Origin of the sequence: Sphingomonas sp. R-74633, from assembly GCF_013416555.1 — a bacterium.
In the GTDB taxonomy this organism is placed as follows: domain Bacteria; phylum Pseudomonadota; class Alphaproteobacteria; order Sphingomonadales; family Sphingomonadaceae; genus Sphingomonas.
This window is the reverse complement of the sequence record NZ_JACCFG010000005.1, coordinates 270,845-287,147: the sequence shown is the minus strand read 5'-3', so window position 1 is coordinate 287,147 and position 16,303 is coordinate 270,845. Positions and strand designations below refer to the sequence as shown.

Below are 16,303 nucleotides of genomic sequence, written 5' to 3'. Positions count from 1 at the left end.
GGGCTTTATACGCGTGCACTGATCGGCTGGATTTCCCGGAAAAGCGCCTACGCGGGTTGGTACGGAGGCAGGGGTGTAACGATAACGCCGTCAGACGCACGCGGATCCCCGGCGAAGGCCGGGGTCCAGTTGCGATGTCGTTCGAGAGGTTCGACCACCTGAACAGATGCGCCGATACTGGACCCCGGCCTTCGCCGGGGAGCAGCTTCAGGAAATCACGCCTTCTCCAGCGTGCACTGAAGCGGGTGCTGGTTCTGCCGGGCGAACTCGATCACCTGGGCGACCTTGGTCTCGGCCACTTCATAGCTGAACACCCCGCACACCCCCACGCCGCGCTGGTGGACGTGGAGCATCACCCGCGTCGCCTCTTCCATGTTCATCCGGAAGAAGCGCTGCAGGCACAGCACGACGAACTCCATCGGCGTGTAGTCGTCGTTGAGCATCAGGACGCGGTACGGTGTCGGCTTCTTGGTGCGCGTGCGGGTGCGCGTCGCCAGCCCGACCGAGGGGTCGTTGCCCCGCTCGTCGTCGTTGCCGTCCTCGGCCATGCGGATTTCGAATGTCACGGGATTGATCACGCTGCGGAAAATATGGGCTCCTGCCCCCAAGGGCAAGGCCGCGCCTGTCGCGTAAACCCTGATTGGGACCGGACAAAAGGAAAGGGCGGCCATTCCCGGAGGAACGGCCGCCCTGATCTTGTCTTCCGGAAGGCCCGGAAGCACGCGCTTACGCGGCGGTCTTCACCTTCTCGGCGGCGACGGCAACGCGGTTCGACAGCGGCTGGGCCGCGTCGCTGGCGAGCTTGATCAGCGCCTCGGTGTTCTTCGACGCTTCGGCGACGTACGAGTCGAACGAGGTGCGGAAGAAATCGCTCTGCAGCTTGAAGAAATCGGCCGGCGACTTGACCGACGAGAAGCTCTTCATCGCGGCGGTCGCGCTCTCGAAGCTCTTGCGGCTATACTCGGCAGCGTCCTGGCCCAGGCCTTCAAAGCCCTTGGCGGCGATGCGGCCCGACTCGACGAGCGCCTCGACATTGCCCTTGGCGAAGTCATTGGCTTCCTCGACCAGCTTGGTCGACTTCTCGACGGCGGCCTTGGTGCGGTCATTCCAGTCGGCGAACAGAGCCTGAGCCTTGCCGGCGGCGTTTTCGATCGTGGTCATCACATGTTCCTTCACTGCCGGCGCGGCGACGGCCTCAACGGCGGCCTCCACGGCGGTGGTTGCGGTTTCCGTGACGGCCTCAACTACGGGCTCGACCACGGCTTCGACGGTTTCAGTCACTTCCTGCGGTGCTGCCTCAAGGGCCGGGACCGGCTCGGCGACGACGGGGGCCTCGACGATCTTTTCGACGATCGGTTCGGCAACCTTCTTCACCGGCACGGGCTTCTCAGCCTTGGGCGCAGCTACTTCCGGCGCGGCCTTGGCGCGCGCCGCAGGCTTCGGAGCGGCGGTCTTGCCGGTCTTCGGTCCCTTGGTGGCCATGATGTGCCTTCCCCATAAAGCTATTGCTGCGATGCAGCATGTAAGCGGGGCCGACAGGGATTGCAAGTATTATTGTGCAGTGCACAAAAATAGAAATGACGCTACGGAACGCGCCGTTCTCAGCGCATCCTGACATAGCTTCCGGGCGCATCCTCCAGGGACTTGAGCTTGCCCTTCCCCGGAATCCGCGCGCCTTTCACCGGAACCTTTGCTGCATCGAGATCGTCGAGCCAGCCGATCCAGTCGGGCCACCAACTCCCCTTGGTCTCTTTCGCTCCCGCAAAAAACTCGGTGAGCGTCTCGACCTTCTCCGAATTGGTCCAATATTGATATTTCTGCGCCGAGGGCGGGTTGACCACGCCGGCGATATGCCCCGATCCGGCGAGCACGAAGCGGAGCGGCCCCTTGAAATAATGGGTGATCTTCCAGACGCTTTGCGCCGGCGCGATATGGTCCTCGCGCCCGGCCTGGACATAGGTCGGGGTGGTCACCGTCGAGAGATCGAGCGGCGTGCCGTTGATCGTCAGCGCGCCGGGCTGGACCAGCTTGTTGTCGCGGTAGAGGTCGGTCAGGTAGCTCATATGCCAGCGCGCCGGCAGGTTGGTCACGTCCGAATTCCAGTGGAGCAGGTCGAACGGGGCATAGTCCTTGCCCATCAGGTAATTGTTGGTGACGTAGTTCCAGATCAGGTCGCGCCCGCGCAGCAGGTTGAACGTCGCCGCCATATAGCGCCCGTCGAGGAACCCCTCGCTGCCCAGGCTCCTGATCATCGCGAGCTGGTCGTCGTCGACGAACATGCTGAGCTCGCCCGCATCGGCGAAATCGACCTGCGCGGTGAAGAAGGTCGCGCTCTTCACCTTGCTCGCCTCGCCGCGCGCATGGAGCACCGCCAGCGTCGCGGCGAGCGTCGTGCCCGCCACGCAATAGCCGATCGCGTGGACGCCCTCGACGCCGAGCAGGTCGCGGACGGTATCGATCGCATCGATCTGCCCGTCCTCGACGAAATTATCCCAGACCACGTCCTTCATGCTCGCGTCGGCGGACTTCCACGAGACGACGAACACGGTGATCCCCTGCTCCACCGCCCAGCGGATGAAGCTCTTCTCGGGATTGAGATCGAGGATGTAGAAGCGGTTGATCCAGGGCGGGAAGATCAGCAGCGGCGTCTCATACACCTCTTTCGCGCCCTCGGCCGGCGCGTACTGGATCAGCTCGTAGAGCGGCGTGCGCTTGACCACCTTGCCCGGCGTCATCGCCAGGTTGCGGCCAAGCTCATAGGCGCCTTCCGCGGTCTGGGTCATCTGGCCCTTGGCCATGTCGCCCATCATGTTGCTCAGGCCCTTGAGCAGGCTCTCGCCCTTGGTCTCGACGATCTTCTCGAGCACTTCGGGGTTGGTCGCCGGGAAGTTGGTCGGGCTCAGCGCGTCGATCATCCCCTTGGTGGCGAAGCGCATCTGCTCCTTCTGCCGGGGATCGATCCCGTCGAGCGCGTCGACACCGCGCAGCATGTGATCGGCGATCACCAGATAGCTCTGGCGCAGAAAGTCGAACACCGGCTCCTCGCGCCATTGCGGCGCCTTGAAGCGCTTGTCGCGCGCCTGCTCGGGCGTTTCCTCGAACGGCTCGGCATGGCTGGGATCGAGGAAGCGCTGCCACAGTTTCATCGTGTCCGACCAGAAATCGGTGGTCGCCTTCACCGCCGCGGAGGGATCGAACATCGCAGGAAAGGATTGGGCCCCGAACGCCGGCGCGGCCGGCATCTGCCCGATCAGATCGAATCCCTGCTCCAGCATCATCTGCTGCGCGCGCCCCAGCACCCAGGTCCAGTGCTGCAGCTCTTCAAGGTCGGGAATCGACTGGGTGGTCGTTTCGGCCATGCTCATCCTCTTCAAGCGCCGCTTTAGCGCACCACAGGCAAGACGTCATTCCCGCAGCCGCGAACATGGCGTAGGAGGTGCCCACGGCACAAGATCGTGTCGCGCTCCAACCCCTGAAAGATGAGGAAATGTCCGAAGAATTCTACCGCATGAAGCGTCTGCCCCCGTACGTCATCGCCGAAGTGAATGCGATGCGGGCAGCGGCGCGTGCGGCGGGAGAGGACATCATCGATCTCGGCATGGGCAATCCCGATCTGCCGCCGCCGCCGCACGTGATCGAGAAGCTGGTCGAAGTCGCGCAGAAGCCCGACGCGCACGGCTATTCGCAGTCCAAGGGCATTCCGGGCCTGCGCCGCGCCCAGGCGAATTATTATGCCCGCCGTTTCGGCGTCGACGTGGATCCCGAGACCGAAGTCGTCGTGACGATGGGCTCGAAGGAAGGCCTGGCCAGCCTCGCCACTGCGATCACCGCACCCGGCGACGTCGTGCTGGCGCCCAATCCGAGCTACCCGATCCACACCTTCGGCTTCATCCTCGCGGGTGCCACGATCCGCGCGGTGCCGACCACGCCCGACGAGCATTATTTCGAGAGCCTCGAGCGCGCGATCGCCTTCACCGTGCCGCGCCCGTCGATCCTGGTGGTCAACTATCCGTCGAACCCGACCGCGGAGACGGTCGACCTCGCTTTCTATGAGCGCCTCGTCGCCTGGGCGAAGGAGAACAAGGTCTGGATCATCTCCGACCTTGCCTATTCGGAGCTCTATTACGACGGCAAGCCGACCGTCTCGATCCTGCAGGTCAAGGGCGCGAAGGACGTCGCGATCGAGTTCACTTCGCTCTCCAAGACCTATTCGATGGCCGGCTGGCGCATGGGCTTCGCGGTCGGCAACAAGACGCTGATCGCCGCGATGACGCGGGTGAAGTCGTATCTCGATTACGGCGCCTTCACTCCGATCCAGGCCGCCGCCTGCGCCGCGCTGAACGGTCCGCAGGACATCGTCGAGGCCAACCGCCAGCTCTATCACAAGCGCCGCGACGTGCTGGTCGAGAGCTTCGGCCGCGCCGGCTGGGAGATCCCCTCCCCGCCCGCGAGCATGTTCGCCTGGGCACCGTTGCCCCCGGCGCTCGCGCATCTCGGGTCACTCGAATTTTCCAAGCAGCTCCTCACCCATGCCAAGGTCGCGGTCGCGCCAGGCGTCGGGTACGGCGAAAATGGCGAGGGCTTCGTCCGCATTGCGATGGTCGAGAATGAGCAGCGCCTGCGCCAGGCCGCGCGTAACGTGAAGAAGTACCTCCAGTCGATGGGCGTCAACACCGCGGCAAAGGCAGGCTGAGCCAAGCGCCGTGCCGCATATCGATCCGCTTTATTCGCTGGCCGGCGTGCTGGTCGGCCTGCTCGTCGGGCTGACCGGCGTCGGCGGGGGCTCGCTGATGACGCCGCTGCTGGTGCTCGTCTTCGGCTTCCATCCCGCCACCGCGGTCGGCACCGACCTTCTCTACGCCTCGGGCACCAAGACGGTCGGCACCGTCGTCCATGGCTGGCGCGGATCGGTCGACTGGAAAGTCGTGCGCCGCCTCGCCACCGGCAGCGTGCCGGCGACGCTCGCCACGCTGTTCCTCCTCGGCGCTGCCCGCCAGCGCTCCGAGGATACCGGCCATCTCATCTCGACGATCCTCGGCATCACTTTGGTACTCACCGCGGTCGCCGTGTTCTTCCGCGTCAGGATCGTCCGCGCGCTTGGCAAGCGCTTCGCCCGGCTCGACGAGCGCGTCATCACCGGCCTTACCATAGCACTCGGCGCGATCCTCGGCGTGCTCGTCTCGCTCACCTCGGTCGGCGCCGGCGCGCTCGGGATGACGGCGCTGCTCGTCCTCTACCCCGGCTCGCCGGTCGCCCGGCTGGTCGGATCGGACATCGCGCACGCCGTGCCGCTCACCTTCATCGCCGGCATCGGCCATTGGACGATGGGATCGGTCGACCTCGGCCTGCTGCTCGCTTTGCTGCTCGGCTCTATCCCGGGCATCATCGTCGGCAGCCTGATCGCCACGCGCGTGTCGGACAAGGTGCTGGTACCGATCCTCGCCACGGTGCTGGCGATCGTCGGCTTCAAGCTGCTGAGTTGACCTCGCGGCGCGGGAGAGGCAACCGACGCCCATGCGCCCCGGCTTCCAATTCTCCACCCGCTTCCGCGTCCGCTATTCCGAGATCGACGGGCAGAAGATCGTCTTCAACTCGCGCTATCTCGAATATGCCGATGTCACGCTCAGCGAATTCTGGCGCTGGGCCGATCTGGGCGATATCGGCCCCGACTGGCTCGACGCCGAGTTCAACGTCGTCCGTGTGGGCATGGACTATAAGAAGCCCTTCGTGTTCGACGACATGGTCGAGGGCTTTGCCCGCGTCGAGCGCGTCGGCACCTCGAGCATGACGATGCGCATCGACCTCTGTCACGCGGAGACCGGCGAACTCCACACCGAGATCGAGATGGTCAGCGTCCATGTCGACCTGGCGACGCGCAAGTCGAAGCCGATTCCGGAGAATGTGCGGGTCAGGCTGGAGGGGCTGGGCGGCTGAACATCAATCCTCCCCCGCCAGGGGGAGGTGGCATGCGCAGCATGACGGAGGGGGAGGCACGCGATCAGCCCGCGATCAATTCCCGCCGCGCCACCGCCACCGCCATGATCTGCAGCACCACGCCTTCCAGATTGTTCAGCACCGCCTCGGCCGGATAGCGCAAAACCCGCACGCCCTGACCGGAGAGCCAGGAATCCCGAGCCGCATCGCGTTCCGGGCGGTCGCCACGCGCATGCGCTTCCCCATCGACCTCGATCGCCAGCCGGGCAGTCGCGCAATAGAAATCGAGGACATAATTTCCGGCGGGGTGCTGCCGGCGGAAGCGAAGCCCCTGCGCGTTGCCGCGCAGCGCAAGCCACAGGCCGATTTCGGGAGGCGTCATTTGCTGACGAAGCCGCTTCGCATTTCGGCGGCCGTCATCGGAGCCATCGAGGCGCATCGCCGTCCTCCCCCTCCGTCGCCTTCGGCGCCACCTCCCCCTGGCGGGGGAGGATCGAAGCATTACTCCGCCGCCTTCACCTCAACCGCATCGTCGTCGCTCACCACATCCTCCGGCAGCGCCCAGAGCAGGTCCCCTTTGCCCAGCGGCCGCCCGTCATGGCTCAGCACCTGCACCGCCTGGATCGGGCGGCTGTCGCGCGCGTCGACCAGTACCGGGAAGGCCGGCACGCGGGTCTCCCAGCGCTCGCCCCATTGCCGGAGCGAGATCATCACCGGCAGCAGCGCATAGCCCTTGTCGGTCAGATGATATTCGATCTTGCGGCGATCGTCGGCGCAGGGCCGGCGCTCGAGAATGCCCTTGTCGACCAGCCGCGCCAGCCGGTTGGCCAGGATGTTGCGGGCGATGCCCAGCTCGGACTGGAATTCCTCGAAATGGTGGAGCCCGTTGAACGAGCCGCGCAGGATCAGGAACGACCAGCGTTCGCCCATCGCCTCCAGCGCCGCCGGCAGGCTGCAGTCACTCGCCAGCTGCCGCAGCGATTCTCGAATGGCACCACCCATGACATGTCACCCTAAAGCAAAAGCCGACGCTACGGAATGGCGTAACATCTTGCGTTGCAGCAATAGTTTCTGGTTGCAACTTACCTTTGTGTCAATTAAACAATGAGTCGCAGCTTCGGTTGCGCAGTTTTCAGATCCCCAGGAGGATTTCCCATGACCCGCTTTTTCGCCGCAGCGGCTGCGGCCACGCTGGCTCTCGCCCCCGCCGCCGGCATCGCGCAGGCAGCCACGAGCGGTTATGCCGCCACCCCGGTGACCGCGCCCGCCAAGGCCAGCTTCGTCACTCGCTCCACGCTGTGGAAGTGCAATGCCGGCACCTGCACCGCCGCCGCCACCGGCAGCGCGCGTGACGGCATCGTCTGCGAGCTGGTCGCCCGCGAAGTCGGCAAGCTCTCGGCCTTCCGCGCCAACGGTGCCGATTTCGACGCCGCCGCGCTCGAGAAGTGCAACGCCAAGGCGCACTAAACTGTATGGCTCCAGCGCCACACCAGTACGGGTAAAAGATTGAGCGCGGTCCGGAAATGTCCGGATCGCGCTCAATTTTATTGCAAAGCAGCAGCAGCGCGCCCCATCTAGTTCCCGTGCTGCGCCAATATGAACTTGTGGACCGGGTCCTCAGCTACGACCCCGAAGCCGATGAAGCGATGCTCAACCGCGCATATGTCTTCTCGGTCAATGCGCATGGCAGCCAGAAGCGCGCCAGCGGCGATCCTTATTTCAGCCACCCGATCGAAGTGGCCGGCATCCTTACCGACCTGCACCTCGACGACGAGACGATCGTCACGGCGATCCTCCACGACACCGTCGAGGACACCGTCGCCACCCCCGAGGACATCCAGCGCCTGTTCGGCGACAATGTCGCGCGCATGGTCGACGGCGTCACCAAGCTCTCCAAGATCGAGGCGCAGACCGAGAGCGAGCGCGCCGCCGAGAACCTCCGCAAATTCCTGCTCGCCATGTCGGACGATGTCCGCGTGCTGCTCGTCAAGCTGGCCGACCGGCTGCACAACATGCGCACGCTGGTCCACATCAAGAACCCCGACAAGCGCAAGCGCATCGCGCGCGAGACGATGGAGATCTACGCCCCGCTCGCCGAGCGGATCGGCATGTACGAGTTCATGAAGGAGATGCAGACGCTCGCCTTCAAGGAGCTCGAGCCCGAAGCCTATGAGTCGATCCACAAGCGGCTCGACAGCCTGAAGGTCGAGGGCGAGGACCGGATCGCCAAGATCGCCTCGGGCCTGAAGCTCCTGCTGTCCCGCGGCGGCATCGACGCCGAGATTACGGGCCGCGAGAAACACCCTTATTCGATCTGGAAGAAGATGTCGGAGCGGCACGTTTCGCTCGAACAGCTCTCGGACATCATGGCCTTTCGCGCGATCGTCGATACCGAGGAGGAGTGCTATCGCGCATTGGGCGTGATCCACCGCCGCTGGCCGATGGTGCCGGGCCGGTTCAAGGATTACATCTCGACGCCGAAGCGCAACGGCTATCGCTCGCTCCACACCAGCATCATCCATGCCGGCGACACGCGCATCGAGATCCAGATCCGCACGCGCGACATGCACGCCCAGGCCGAGTTCGGCCTTGCCGCGCACTGGGCGTACAAGGCGAGCAACGTCCGCCCCGATACGCAGGTCAGCTGGATCAAGGACCTCATCGAGATCCTCGAACATGCCGAGAGCCCCGAAGAGCTGCTCGAACATACCCGCATGGCGATGTACCAGGACCGGATTTTCGCCTTCACTCCCAAGGGCGAGTTGATTCAGCTGCCCAAGGGCGCGACGCCGATCGACTTCGCCTATGCCGTCCACTCGAACCTGGGCGACCAGTCGGTGGGCGCCAAGATCAACGGCCGCGTTGTGCCGCTCAGGACCGAGATCGAACAGGGCGACCAGGTCCAGATCCTGCGCTCCAAGGCGCAGGAGCCCCAGGCGAACTGGCTCAACTTCGCGATCACCGGCAAGGCGCGCGCGGCGATCCGCCGGCACATCCGCCACAAGGAGCGCGAGGAATCGATCGCGCTCGGCCACAAGCTCTATGACGAGATCGTGCTGCGCCTGCCCACCCCGCCGGGCGAAGGCGCGCTCAAGGACGCGCTGAAGCGCCTGAAACTCCAGGACGACGGCGCGCTGATGGAAGCGATCGCCCGCCGCCAGGTCACCGATTTCCAGGTGATGGAAGCGCTGATGCCCGGCTCGACCGAGGGCGAGGACGAGCATGACCTGCCGCCCCAGCAGCACGCGATCGACATCAAGGGGCTCACCCCGGGCGTGGCGTTCAACTTCTCGAGCGATTGCCGCCCGGTCCCCGGTGACCGCATCGTCGGCATCCGCCGCGCCGGCGAGCCGATCGAAGTCCACCGCATCGATTGCCCGAGCCTGGCCGACACCGGCGAGGAAGACTGGGTCGACCTGACCTGGGGCGACAAGGCCGATGGCGGCATCGCCCAGATCGAGATCACGCTGAAGAACGAGCCCGGTGCGCTCGGCGCGGTCGCCACGCTGATCGGCCAGCACAAGGCGAACATCCTCGGCCTGCGCATGGATAACCGCGACACCACCTTCCACATGAACACGATGGACCTCGAAGTGCGCAACGCCGCGCATCTGATGCGCCTGCTCGCGGCGCTGCGCGCGGCGGATGCAGTCAGTTCGGCGGATCGGATTTAGGGCACTTCGGCACAGGCCGCGCACACGCCCGGAACCTCGATGAGGCAGTGTGGCGCCTTGAGCCCCCCGGCAATCGCTTCGAGCCGTTGAAACACCTCGGGACACGGCACTTCGCGCACCTCGCCGCAAACCCGGCACCACAGCAAGACCACCGACTCGCGCCAGACCGGCGCATAGCCGCCGGCGACCAGGATCTTGCGGATAGCGCCCTCGTCGATCAGTCGCCGCAGCGCCCGATAGACCTGGCTGACCGGCACCACGTCGCCCTCCGCCTGCAGCAGCTCGGCCAGTTGCAGCCCGGTGAGCGGATGCGGATGCTGGGCCTTCAGCAGCCGCAGCACCCTGTCATGCAGGAAGCCCGAGTTGCGCTTCCCCTCAGCCATGGCGATGCCGGCCATGCCGCCGCCGCCAGTTGCCGACATGCGCAGCGATCAGGCAGAGGCTCCCCGCCATCGTCACCGCCGTCTCGAGCCGCCCGCCACCGAAGCGCAGCACCCCGGCCGAAAGCAGCGCCAGCCCGATCGCGCCGGCGGCGAGCGGTGGCCAGGCCCGGTGCTGGCGAAAGCCGAAGAGCAAGGCCGAGCCCGATGCCGGAATCGCGAAGCCGAGCAGCCAGAGATGCAGGCTTTCGGGCAGCGCGAACGCCCGGGAAAGCGCCGGCAAGGCCGCAAGCAGCAGCGGCAATCCCGCGCAATGGATCAGGCACAGCAGCGAAGCGCCCGCCGCCGCCCGCTCGAACCAGTCGAACATGGAGGCGCGGACGGCCGGTTGACCGCAACGCATAACAATCTCCCTGCGTGGTGCCGTCGCGAGCGAACCCGCAACGGCGCCACTGCGGCTCAGAAGGTCGCGACGCGCAGCACGAAGCGCACGGTGCGCCCCGGCATCACCACATCGTCCTTGTTGAAGGCCGATGCGTTGCGGATCACGGCGTTGGTCAGGTTCTGGCCGACGATCGCCAGCTCGATCCCCGGCTGGCTCCTGAACGGCCGCACCGCCAGATTGGCGCTGAGATTGTCATAGCCATTGGTCGCCGTGTCGAAGACGCCGAACTTGTCCTGCTCGCCGACATGCATCAGCAGGAAGCCCGCGTCGAAGCGGTCGCTCTTCCAGTTGAGGCCGCCGCCGATCCGATAGGGCGGGATGCGCGGGACATTGTCGCCATCATCCAGCCTGGCGCGGGTATAGTCGCCGAGCACATGCGCCTCCAGCCCGCCGGTCGTGGTCTTGAACAGCTGGTAGTGCGCCTCTGCCTCAAGCCCCCAGAAGCGCGCGCCCTGCTGGCCGTAGTTGAGCTCCTTCAGCTCCTCGCTGTCGCCGGGGACGCAGACGCCGTCATCGTCGCAGGTCCGCCCGGTCAGGTTCCCGTAGATGTAGTTGTGGAACCAGGTGCCGTAGACGCTGCCTTCGAAGCGGAACGGGCCCGAGTTCACGCGTACCGTGCCTTCGAGCGAATTGGCGCGCTCGATCTTGAGCGCGGGGTCGCCGGTCTCGAAGGTCTGCGGCCCGTCATGCCCGCCGCGGGCGAACAGCTCGGTGATCGCCGGCGCGCGGCCGGTGCTCGAGAAGGTCACGCCGAACTTCACCCCCGGCGTTACGTCGAGCAGCGCCCCGATCGCGCCGCTCAGCGGGGTATAGTCGCGCCGGGTGAACACGTCGGACGCCGGCGTGCCCTCGATATGCACCGTCTCGACGCGCCCGCTCGCCTGGATGTGGAGCGCACCGATCGGCACTTCGGTGAACAGATAGGCCGCCTCGCTCTGCGAGGTCGCCGGCGAGAGATAGGCGCTATCCTCGCCGATCGCCGAGAAGTCGCGGTGGCCGACCTGGATGCCGATCGCGGTCTTGGAGAGGAAACCGATCTCCCCGAGCAGCAGCTCGGCGCGGCTGTCGAACTCCTTGTTCTTGAAGGTGGTGTTGATCGAGCCGTCGGGGTTTTTCTCGTCATGCGCATAGTCGCCATAGCTGGCGTCGACATCGAGCGACTTGAACAGGCCGTCGCCGAGCGCGAACGAGGAGCGGCCGATCACCTTGGTCTGGCGCATGTCGATATAGGCGGTGTCGGCGGGGATGCCGTATTGCGTGTCGTAGTGGATCACCGCGGCGCCGATATGGCTGCCCTTGTCCTCGCCGAAGAACAGCGAACCGCCGAGCGCGCCGCCCCAGCCGCGGATGAACGAGTTGCTCTGGGTGCCGAGCGGCGTGTCATAGTCGCCGGCATGGCGGTAGAAGCCGTCGGCGTGCAGCGCGAGGTCGCCTGCCTTGGCATCGACCAGCCCTGCCGTCTGCCAGGTATCGGCATTGGTCGCATAGCTGCCGCTCAGCTCGCCCGACAGGTCGCGGGTCGGCAGCTCGGTCGGCACGCGGTTGTTGAGCACATTGACCACGCCGCCGATCGCCTGGCTGCCATAGCGCAGCGTCGCCGCACCGCGCACGACTTCGATGCGCTGGGCCGAAAGCGGATCGATCGGCACGCCGTGATCGGGGCCGATGTCCGACACGTCCGAGGCGCTGCTGCCGTCCTCGAGCATGCGGACGCGCGTTGAATCCATGCCGCGGATGATCGGCCGGCTGGCGCCCGAGGCGAAGCCGGTGCCGGCGATGCCCGGCACCTGGTTCAGCGCATCGGCGATGTTCCCGCCGCCGGTCTGGACGATCTGGTCGCGGTCGACGGTGGCGACGATCGTCGGCGTCTGCGAGCCGAGCGGCGAGCCGGTGACGACGATATTGCTGTTGTCGGGCTTGGCAGGCGCGTCCTGGGCGGAGGCGACGGCGGGGATCAGGGCAGCGGAAGCCGCGCCCAGCAGGAAGAGATAACGCATGAAAATAGACTCCAAGACCTTGGCTTCGGACTCCCCGGGAGGAGTCCGATGGGGTCGCGAGGGCATGAGCTGCCCTTCGCGGCTATGTGGGTTCAGGCTTGGATGCGGAGCGGCGGCGCGCGACTGCGCCAGCCATGCGATCGCTGCTGCAGCGCGACGGCGAGCAGCAGGGTGACGGCGAACCAGGCGGCAATCGCCGCCGGCGCGTGGAACGGGATCGGTGCCGGCGCCAGATATGCGCCGCCATGCGCGATCTCCTGGCAGATCGGGCAATTGTCCGGGGTATCGGGCGGGACCTGCCCGCTCTTATGCGCCTCGGCGCCAGCGATCGCCTTGGCGGTCAGGCCAAGGGCATAGCCCCCGGCGCCAGGGTGCCGGTGCGTCTGGGTGACGAAGCTCTGCCAGGTGAAGGCGAGCATCGCGAGGAGCAGCAGCGACGCCCAGAGCGCGCGGAAGGCAGCGTTGCCGCCCCGGCGCCCCTTCGCGCTTCGCTGATCACCCATCGCCATATCGTCGCTTGACCACCGCTCGCGCCGCCGAATGCCGCAGCGCAAAATTCTCGATATGTTGTACTATTACATTGGTCAAGCGGTGGAGCAGAGATCTCGCGCTCCGGAACGTAAAAAAGGGGGCGAGCACGGGCTTGGGATCCGTGCTCGCCCCCGACCCGCTCCGACCAAGGAAAGCGGGCCTTTTCCCGAGGGGGGAAATCTTACTGTGCGGCTCTGGTCGCCTGATCCATCAGCGCCACGGCCGTCTTGATGGCGTCGGCCTCGCTGGTCTTGCCTGCCTGGATCTCGTCGGCGATCTCGAGCACCCGGCCGGCGATCACCGTGCCGTGATCGGCCTCCTCGGTGACACGGATGCCGCCCTTCGCCGCCGCGATGCGGTCCCATTCGGCGCGGATCGCGGCCCAATAGCCCTTGGTCGCCGCCCAATAGTCGTCCGCCGCCTTCACGTCGAAGTCGCTGAACCTCGTATAGCTGTTGAGGACATATTCCTGGACGACCGGCACGGTCGTGCCGTCCATCTTGAGATTGTCCTGCCAGTGGATCCAGCCGGCCGGCGAGATGGCATGACGGTTGACGCCGAGATAGCGGTCATAGACCGGCCCGCGCACCGCGTCGCGGCGGGCAAGCGGACGCCAGGTCCGGTTCGACTCCCAGCGCCGCTGGCCGCCGACATCGGTCCACTTGCCCCAGCCGCCATAGCGGGGCGAGTCATCGACCTGGTAGACGGTCTGCGACCAGGCGCCCTTGCGCTCGGCGGCGGGCACGTCGGCCCAGGTCCAGGCGTCGCGGTCCGAATAGACCAGCACTTTGGCCGGCTCATATTGCCAGTCCTGGCGCCAGTGCTTGATCACCATCTTCTTGCCCTCGCCCATGTCGACGACGAGGAGATGCTGCAGCCGGATCGTCTTGCCATTGTCCTCGATGACGCGGACGACTTCGTTGCCGCCCGAAACCTTGACCGGGATCGGGGTATAGTCGGCGCGCCAGGAGGTGCTCTCCTGCATGTCGAACTTCACCTTGTAGGTGCCGGCCATCGCCAGGATGTCGGCGCGGTCGGCCTCGAAGGCGGACTTCACCGCCGGCGCCGACGCAGGCGCCTGCGCCAGCACCGGGACGGGTGCGAGTAACGAAAGGGCGATCGGAAGAAGCAGCTTCATGATCCTGGTCCTCAGAAGCGGTTAGAAACGGTAGCTGATCGAGACCGAGCCGTTGCGGCCCGGTTGGGTATAGGCGTCCTTGACGGTCGAGCTGTCGGGCAGGCCGCGCACATCGTTCCACCAGGCGTATTTGGTGTCGAAGAGGTTGAACACGCCGGCGCGCAGCGTCAGCCCGTCGGTCACCCGGACGAACGCGGTCGCGTCGAGCACGGTGAAGGCGCCCGGCGTGAAGCAGGTGCCGGAGCACACGCCGGTGGTGGCGCTCAGTTCCTTCTGCGCGCTGTGCGTCGCGGTCACGTCGGCGCCGAAGCGGCCTCCCGGTGCGCGGTAGCCGCCACCGATCACCAGCTTGAGCGGATCGACCGTCGACAGCGGCGAGCGCGCGCCGGTCGCGTCGATCACGTCGCCCTTCGCATAGGAAATCGCCATCTTGCCGAACAGGCCGTTGGCCGACGTCACCGAGAAGGTCGCCTCGGCACCCTTCACCTTCACCTTGTCGAGGTTGATGAACTGGTAGATCGCCGGGTTCGCCGGGGTGAAGCCGCCGCTCGTCACTTCCTGCGAGATGAAGTCGTCATAATTCGAGATGAAGCCGGTGACGTTCAGCCCCACCGGGCCGCTGTTCAGGCGGAAGCCGCCTTCGAAGCTCTCGCTCGTTTCCGGGCGCAAATTGGGGTTGGGCCGCGAGGTGTAGCCGAATGCCAGGTTCGAGAAGAACTGGTTCACCTGGCTCGGCTCGGGCGCCTTGAAGCCCTGGGCATAGTTGGCGAAGAAACGGATCTCGTCGCTCAGCTTGAGCAGCGCGCCCAGCTTGGGCGACACTCGCGAGTCCGATTGGGCCGCCCCGGCGAAGCTCGTCAGCAACGGGTCCTTCTCGGGCGACAGGTCATAGGCGTCGAAGCGCAGCGCCGGGAACAGCGTGACCGGGCCGAGCGTGATCTCGTCGGCGATGAAGGCGCCGGCCAGCGTGTAGTTGGTCTCGGGGAAGGCGCGGGTCGGGAAGGTCTCGCCGGCCGGCGGCACCACGCCGTCGCGCAGCCCTTCCTGATGCGTCTTGCTGATGTCGCCGCCGAACAGCACGCGGTGCTGCACCGCGCCGGTGTCGAAGCGTATGCCGACTTCGGCCGAACCGCCGAACACGCTATTCTCGAAGGTGTTGAGACGCTCGCGATCGGCGGCGGGGGTGCGGTCCTCATCTGTGAACTGGCGGTTCTCGCCGTCCTGCCAATAGGCGCTGATCCGGGCGTGATCAAACAGGCCCTCGCCTTTCCAGAACCAGTCGCCGGCGATGCGGCCGCGCTTGGTGGTGTCGCGCGCCTGGAGCAGATCGACACTGGTGCTCAGCCCGGTCAGCACATTGGTGAAGACCTTGCTGTCCTGATATTCGCCGGTCAGGCGGAAGCGGTTCGAAGCGTCGGGCTCATAGACCAGTCGGCCGAGCACGGCGTTGGAGTGGCCGTCCTGCGGATTTGGCTCGGTGCGCGCCGCGCCGCTGCCCCCGACCGTCCCCTTGTTGTCGAGCTCGTGGAAATCGCGGCGGGTATAGGAGAGCATCGCCGAGAGATCGCCGAAGCGGCCGGCAACGATGCCGGTCTCGGCGAACTCATTGTCCGCCGAACTGTAGCCGGCGCGGACCAGCCCGCCGATCTTCTTGTCGGTGCCGAGGAAATCCGCCGGGTCGCTGGTCGTGAAGCTGATCGCCCCGGCGAGGCCGTCGCTGCCGTACAGCGCCGAGGCCGGGCCGCGCAGGATCTCGACCGACTTGACCAGGCCGACATCGACATAGTCGCGGCCCGAGGACTGGGCGCCGAAGGTGAAGCCGTCGGGCACGCGCACGCCGTCGACTTGGATCAGCACGCGGTTGCCGCCGATGCCGCGGACGATGAAGCCTTCATTGCCCGCGCGGCCGGTGACACCCAGCGCCGCGCCGAAGCGCGTCGGGCCACGCGGCACGCTGATCCCCGGCTCATAGCGGACCAGATCCTTGATGTCGGTGACCAGCTGGTCGGCGATCTTCTTGTCGTCGATCACGCTGACGGTGGCGGGCACGCCCTTCACATCGGTCGGGATGCGCGTGGCGGTGACGGTGATCGTCGAATCCTGCTCGGACTTCTTGTCCTGGTCCTGCGCCTGCGCGGGCAGCGCCGCTGCGAGTGCCCAAAGACTGATCCCCACCCCGATATACCGACGCATGCCCTGAAACC

At 66.0% G+C, this 16,303-nt stretch carries 16 protein-coding genes; 5 read left to right on the top strand and 11 right to left on the bottom strand.

Annotated elements, in window-relative coordinates:
- Positions 1-215: 215 nt before the first annotated feature.
- The 3 genes from clpS to HZY97_RS17455 form a co-directional block, all read right to left on the bottom strand.
- Positions 216-548, bottom strand: a complete 333-nt coding sequence (gene clpS / locus HZY97_RS17465) for an ATP-dependent Clp protease adapter ClpS (protein WP_180147502.1) — start codon at positions 546-548, stop codon at positions 216-218.
- Positions 549-726: 178 nt separating this feature from the next.
- Positions 727-1,482 (bottom strand): phasin family protein, encoded by a 756-nt coding sequence (locus tag HZY97_RS17460; protein ID WP_180146789.1) that lies wholly within the window; start codon positions 1,480-1,482, stop codon positions 727-729.
- A gap of 119 nt (positions 1,483-1,601) precedes the next feature.
- On the bottom strand, positions 1,602-3,365 hold the full coding sequence (locus tag HZY97_RS17455; RefSeq protein ID WP_373684416.1) for a PHA/PHB synthase family protein: 1,764 nt from the start codon (positions 3,363-3,365) through the stop codon (positions 1,602-1,604).
- 122 nt (positions 3,366-3,487) lie between these two features.
- Here HZY97_RS17455 and HZY97_RS17450 point away from each other — a divergent pair, with 122 nt between their 5' ends.
- Genes HZY97_RS17450 through HZY97_RS17440 form a run of 3 tightly spaced genes read left to right on the top strand, consistent with a single transcriptional unit; the run spans position 3,488 to position 5,934 of the window.
- Positions 3,488-4,693 carry an LL-diaminopimelate aminotransferase gene (locus HZY97_RS17450; RefSeq protein ID WP_180146786.1) on the top strand — a complete coding sequence of 402 codons (1,206 nt, stop codon included), beginning with the start codon at positions 3,488-3,490 and terminating at the stop codon, positions 4,691-4,693.
- Between the two features lie 10 nt (positions 4,694-4,703).
- The gene (locus tag HZY97_RS17445) at positions 4,704-5,483 is read left to right on the top strand and encodes a sulfite exporter TauE/SafE family protein (RefSeq protein ID WP_180146783.1); all 780 of its coding nucleotides are present in this window, start codon (positions 4,704-4,706) and stop codon (positions 5,481-5,483) included.
- Between the two features lie 31 nt (positions 5,484-5,514).
- Positions 5,515-5,934: a thioesterase family protein gene (locus HZY97_RS17440; protein ID WP_180146780.1), complete on the top strand. Its 420-nt coding sequence runs from the start codon at positions 5,515-5,517 to the stop codon at positions 5,932-5,934.
- A gap of 64 nt (positions 5,935-5,998) precedes the next feature.
- Here the strand turns inward: HZY97_RS17440 and HZY97_RS17435 are convergent, their stop codons facing one another.
- Together HZY97_RS17435 and HZY97_RS17430 are read right to left on the bottom strand one after the other, a co-directional pair.
- Positions 5,999-6,373: an endonuclease domain-containing protein gene (locus HZY97_RS17435; RefSeq protein ID WP_180146777.1), complete on the bottom strand. Its 375-nt coding sequence runs from the start codon at positions 6,371-6,373 to the stop codon at positions 5,999-6,001.
- Positions 6,374-6,435: 62 nt separating this feature from the next.
- The gene (locus tag HZY97_RS17430) at positions 6,436-6,936 is read right to left on the bottom strand and encodes a helix-turn-helix domain-containing protein (protein WP_180146774.1); all 501 of its coding nucleotides are present in this window, start codon (positions 6,934-6,936) and stop codon (positions 6,436-6,438) included.
- A 153-nt stretch (positions 6,937-7,089) separates the two neighbouring features.
- Between HZY97_RS17430 and HZY97_RS17425 the strand changes: the two genes are divergently transcribed.
- Both HZY97_RS17425 and HZY97_RS17420 read left to right on the top strand, forming a co-directional pair.
- Complete coding sequence (locus HZY97_RS17425; protein WP_180146771.1) at positions 7,090-7,401, top strand: hypothetical protein; 312 nt, start codon at positions 7,090-7,092, stop codon at positions 7,399-7,401.
- Positions 7,402-7,517: 116 nt separating this feature from the next.
- On the top strand, positions 7,518-9,608 hold the full coding sequence (locus HZY97_RS17420; protein ID WP_180146769.1) for a bifunctional (p)ppGpp synthetase/guanosine-3',5'-bis(diphosphate) 3'-pyrophosphohydrolase: 2,091 nt from the start codon (positions 7,518-7,520) through the stop codon (positions 9,606-9,608).
- Here HZY97_RS17420 and HZY97_RS17415 read toward each other — a convergent pair.
- The 6 genes from HZY97_RS17415 to HZY97_RS17390 form a co-directional block, all read right to left on the bottom strand.
- Positions 9,605-10,006: a Fur family transcriptional regulator gene (locus HZY97_RS17415; protein ID WP_180146767.1), complete on the bottom strand. Its 402-nt coding sequence runs from the start codon at positions 10,004-10,006 to the stop codon at positions 9,605-9,607. The two genes, HZY97_RS17420 and HZY97_RS17415, sit on opposite strands and share 4 nt — an antisense overlap.
- Positions 9,984-10,358 (bottom strand): MerC domain-containing protein, encoded by a 375-nt coding sequence (locus HZY97_RS17410; protein WP_180146764.1) that lies wholly within the window; start codon positions 10,356-10,358, stop codon positions 9,984-9,986. The genes HZY97_RS17415 and HZY97_RS17410 overlap by 23 nt, the downstream gene beginning before the upstream one ends.
- Positions 10,359-10,447: 89 nt before the next feature.
- Complete coding sequence (locus HZY97_RS17405) at positions 10,448-12,430, bottom strand: TonB-dependent receptor (protein ID WP_180146761.1); 1,983 nt, start codon at positions 12,428-12,430, stop codon at positions 10,448-10,450.
- A gap of 92 nt (positions 12,431-12,522) precedes the next feature.
- Positions 12,523-12,933: a DUF2946 family protein gene (locus HZY97_RS17400; protein ID WP_180146759.1), complete on the bottom strand. Its 411-nt coding sequence runs from the start codon at positions 12,931-12,933 to the stop codon at positions 12,523-12,525.
- A 209-nt stretch (positions 12,934-13,142) separates the two neighbouring features.
- Positions 13,143-14,099, bottom strand: coding sequence for a DUF6607 family protein (locus tag HZY97_RS17395; protein ID WP_180146757.1), 957 nt, complete (start codon positions 14,097-14,099; stop codon positions 13,143-13,145).
- A gap of 21 nt (positions 14,100-14,120) precedes the next feature.
- On the bottom strand, positions 14,121-16,292 hold the full coding sequence (locus tag HZY97_RS17390; RefSeq protein ID WP_180146754.1) for a TonB-dependent hemoglobin/transferrin/lactoferrin family receptor: 2,172 nt from the start codon (positions 16,290-16,292) through the stop codon (positions 14,121-14,123).
- Positions 16,293-16,303 lie beyond the last annotated feature (11 nt).

What these genes read in the sequence shown, in the direction of transcription:
- clpS (WP_180147502.1), bottom strand. Translation starts at nt 548, where the DNA reads ATGGCCGAGGACGGCAACGACGACGAGCGGGGCAACGACCCCTCGGTC.
- HZY97_RS17460 (WP_180146789.1), bottom strand. Translation starts at nt 1,482, where the DNA reads ATGGCCACCAAGGGACCGAAGACCGGCAAGACCGCCGCTCCGAAGCCT.
- HZY97_RS17455 (WP_373684416.1), bottom strand. Translation starts at nt 3,365, where the DNA reads ATGAGCATGGCCGAAACGACCACCCAGTCGATTCCCGACCTTGAAGAG.
- HZY97_RS17450 (WP_180146786.1), top strand. Translation starts at nt 3,488, where the DNA reads ATGTCCGAAGAATTCTACCGCATGAAGCGTCTGCCCCCGTACGTCATC.
- HZY97_RS17440 (WP_180146780.1), top strand. Translation starts at nt 5,515, where the DNA reads ATGCGCCCCGGCTTCCAATTCTCCACCCGCTTCCGCGTCCGCTATTCC.
- HZY97_RS17435 (WP_180146777.1), bottom strand. Translation starts at nt 6,373, where the DNA reads ATGCGCCTCGATGGCTCCGATGACGGCCGCCGAAATGCGAAGCGGCTT.
- HZY97_RS17430 (WP_180146774.1), bottom strand. Translation starts at nt 6,936, where the DNA reads ATGGGTGGTGCCATTCGAGAATCGCTGCGGCAGCTGGCGAGTGACTGC.
- HZY97_RS17425 (WP_180146771.1), top strand. Translation starts at nt 7,090, where the DNA reads ATGACCCGCTTTTTCGCCGCAGCGGCTGCGGCCACGCTGGCTCTCGCC.
- HZY97_RS17415 (WP_180146767.1), bottom strand. Translation starts at nt 10,006, where the DNA reads ATGGCCGGCATCGCCATGGCTGAGGGGAAGCGCAACTCGGGCTTCCTG.
- HZY97_RS17410 (WP_180146764.1), bottom strand. Translation starts at nt 10,358, where the DNA reads ATGTTCGACTGGTTCGAGCGGGCGGCGGCGGGCGCTTCGCTGCTGTGC.
- HZY97_RS17405 (WP_180146761.1), bottom strand. Translation starts at nt 12,430, where the DNA reads ATGCGTTATCTCTTCCTGCTGGGCGCGGCTTCCGCTGCCCTGATCCCC.
- HZY97_RS17400 (WP_180146759.1), bottom strand. Translation starts at nt 12,933, where the DNA reads ATGGGTGATCAGCGAAGCGCGAAGGGGCGCCGGGGCGGCAACGCTGCC.
- HZY97_RS17395 (WP_180146757.1), bottom strand. Translation starts at nt 14,099, where the DNA reads ATGAAGCTGCTTCTTCCGATCGCCCTTTCGTTACTCGCACCCGTCCCG.
- HZY97_RS17390 (WP_180146754.1), bottom strand. Translation starts at nt 16,292, where the DNA reads ATGCGTCGGTATATCGGGGTGGGGATCAGTCTTTGGGCACTCGCAGCG.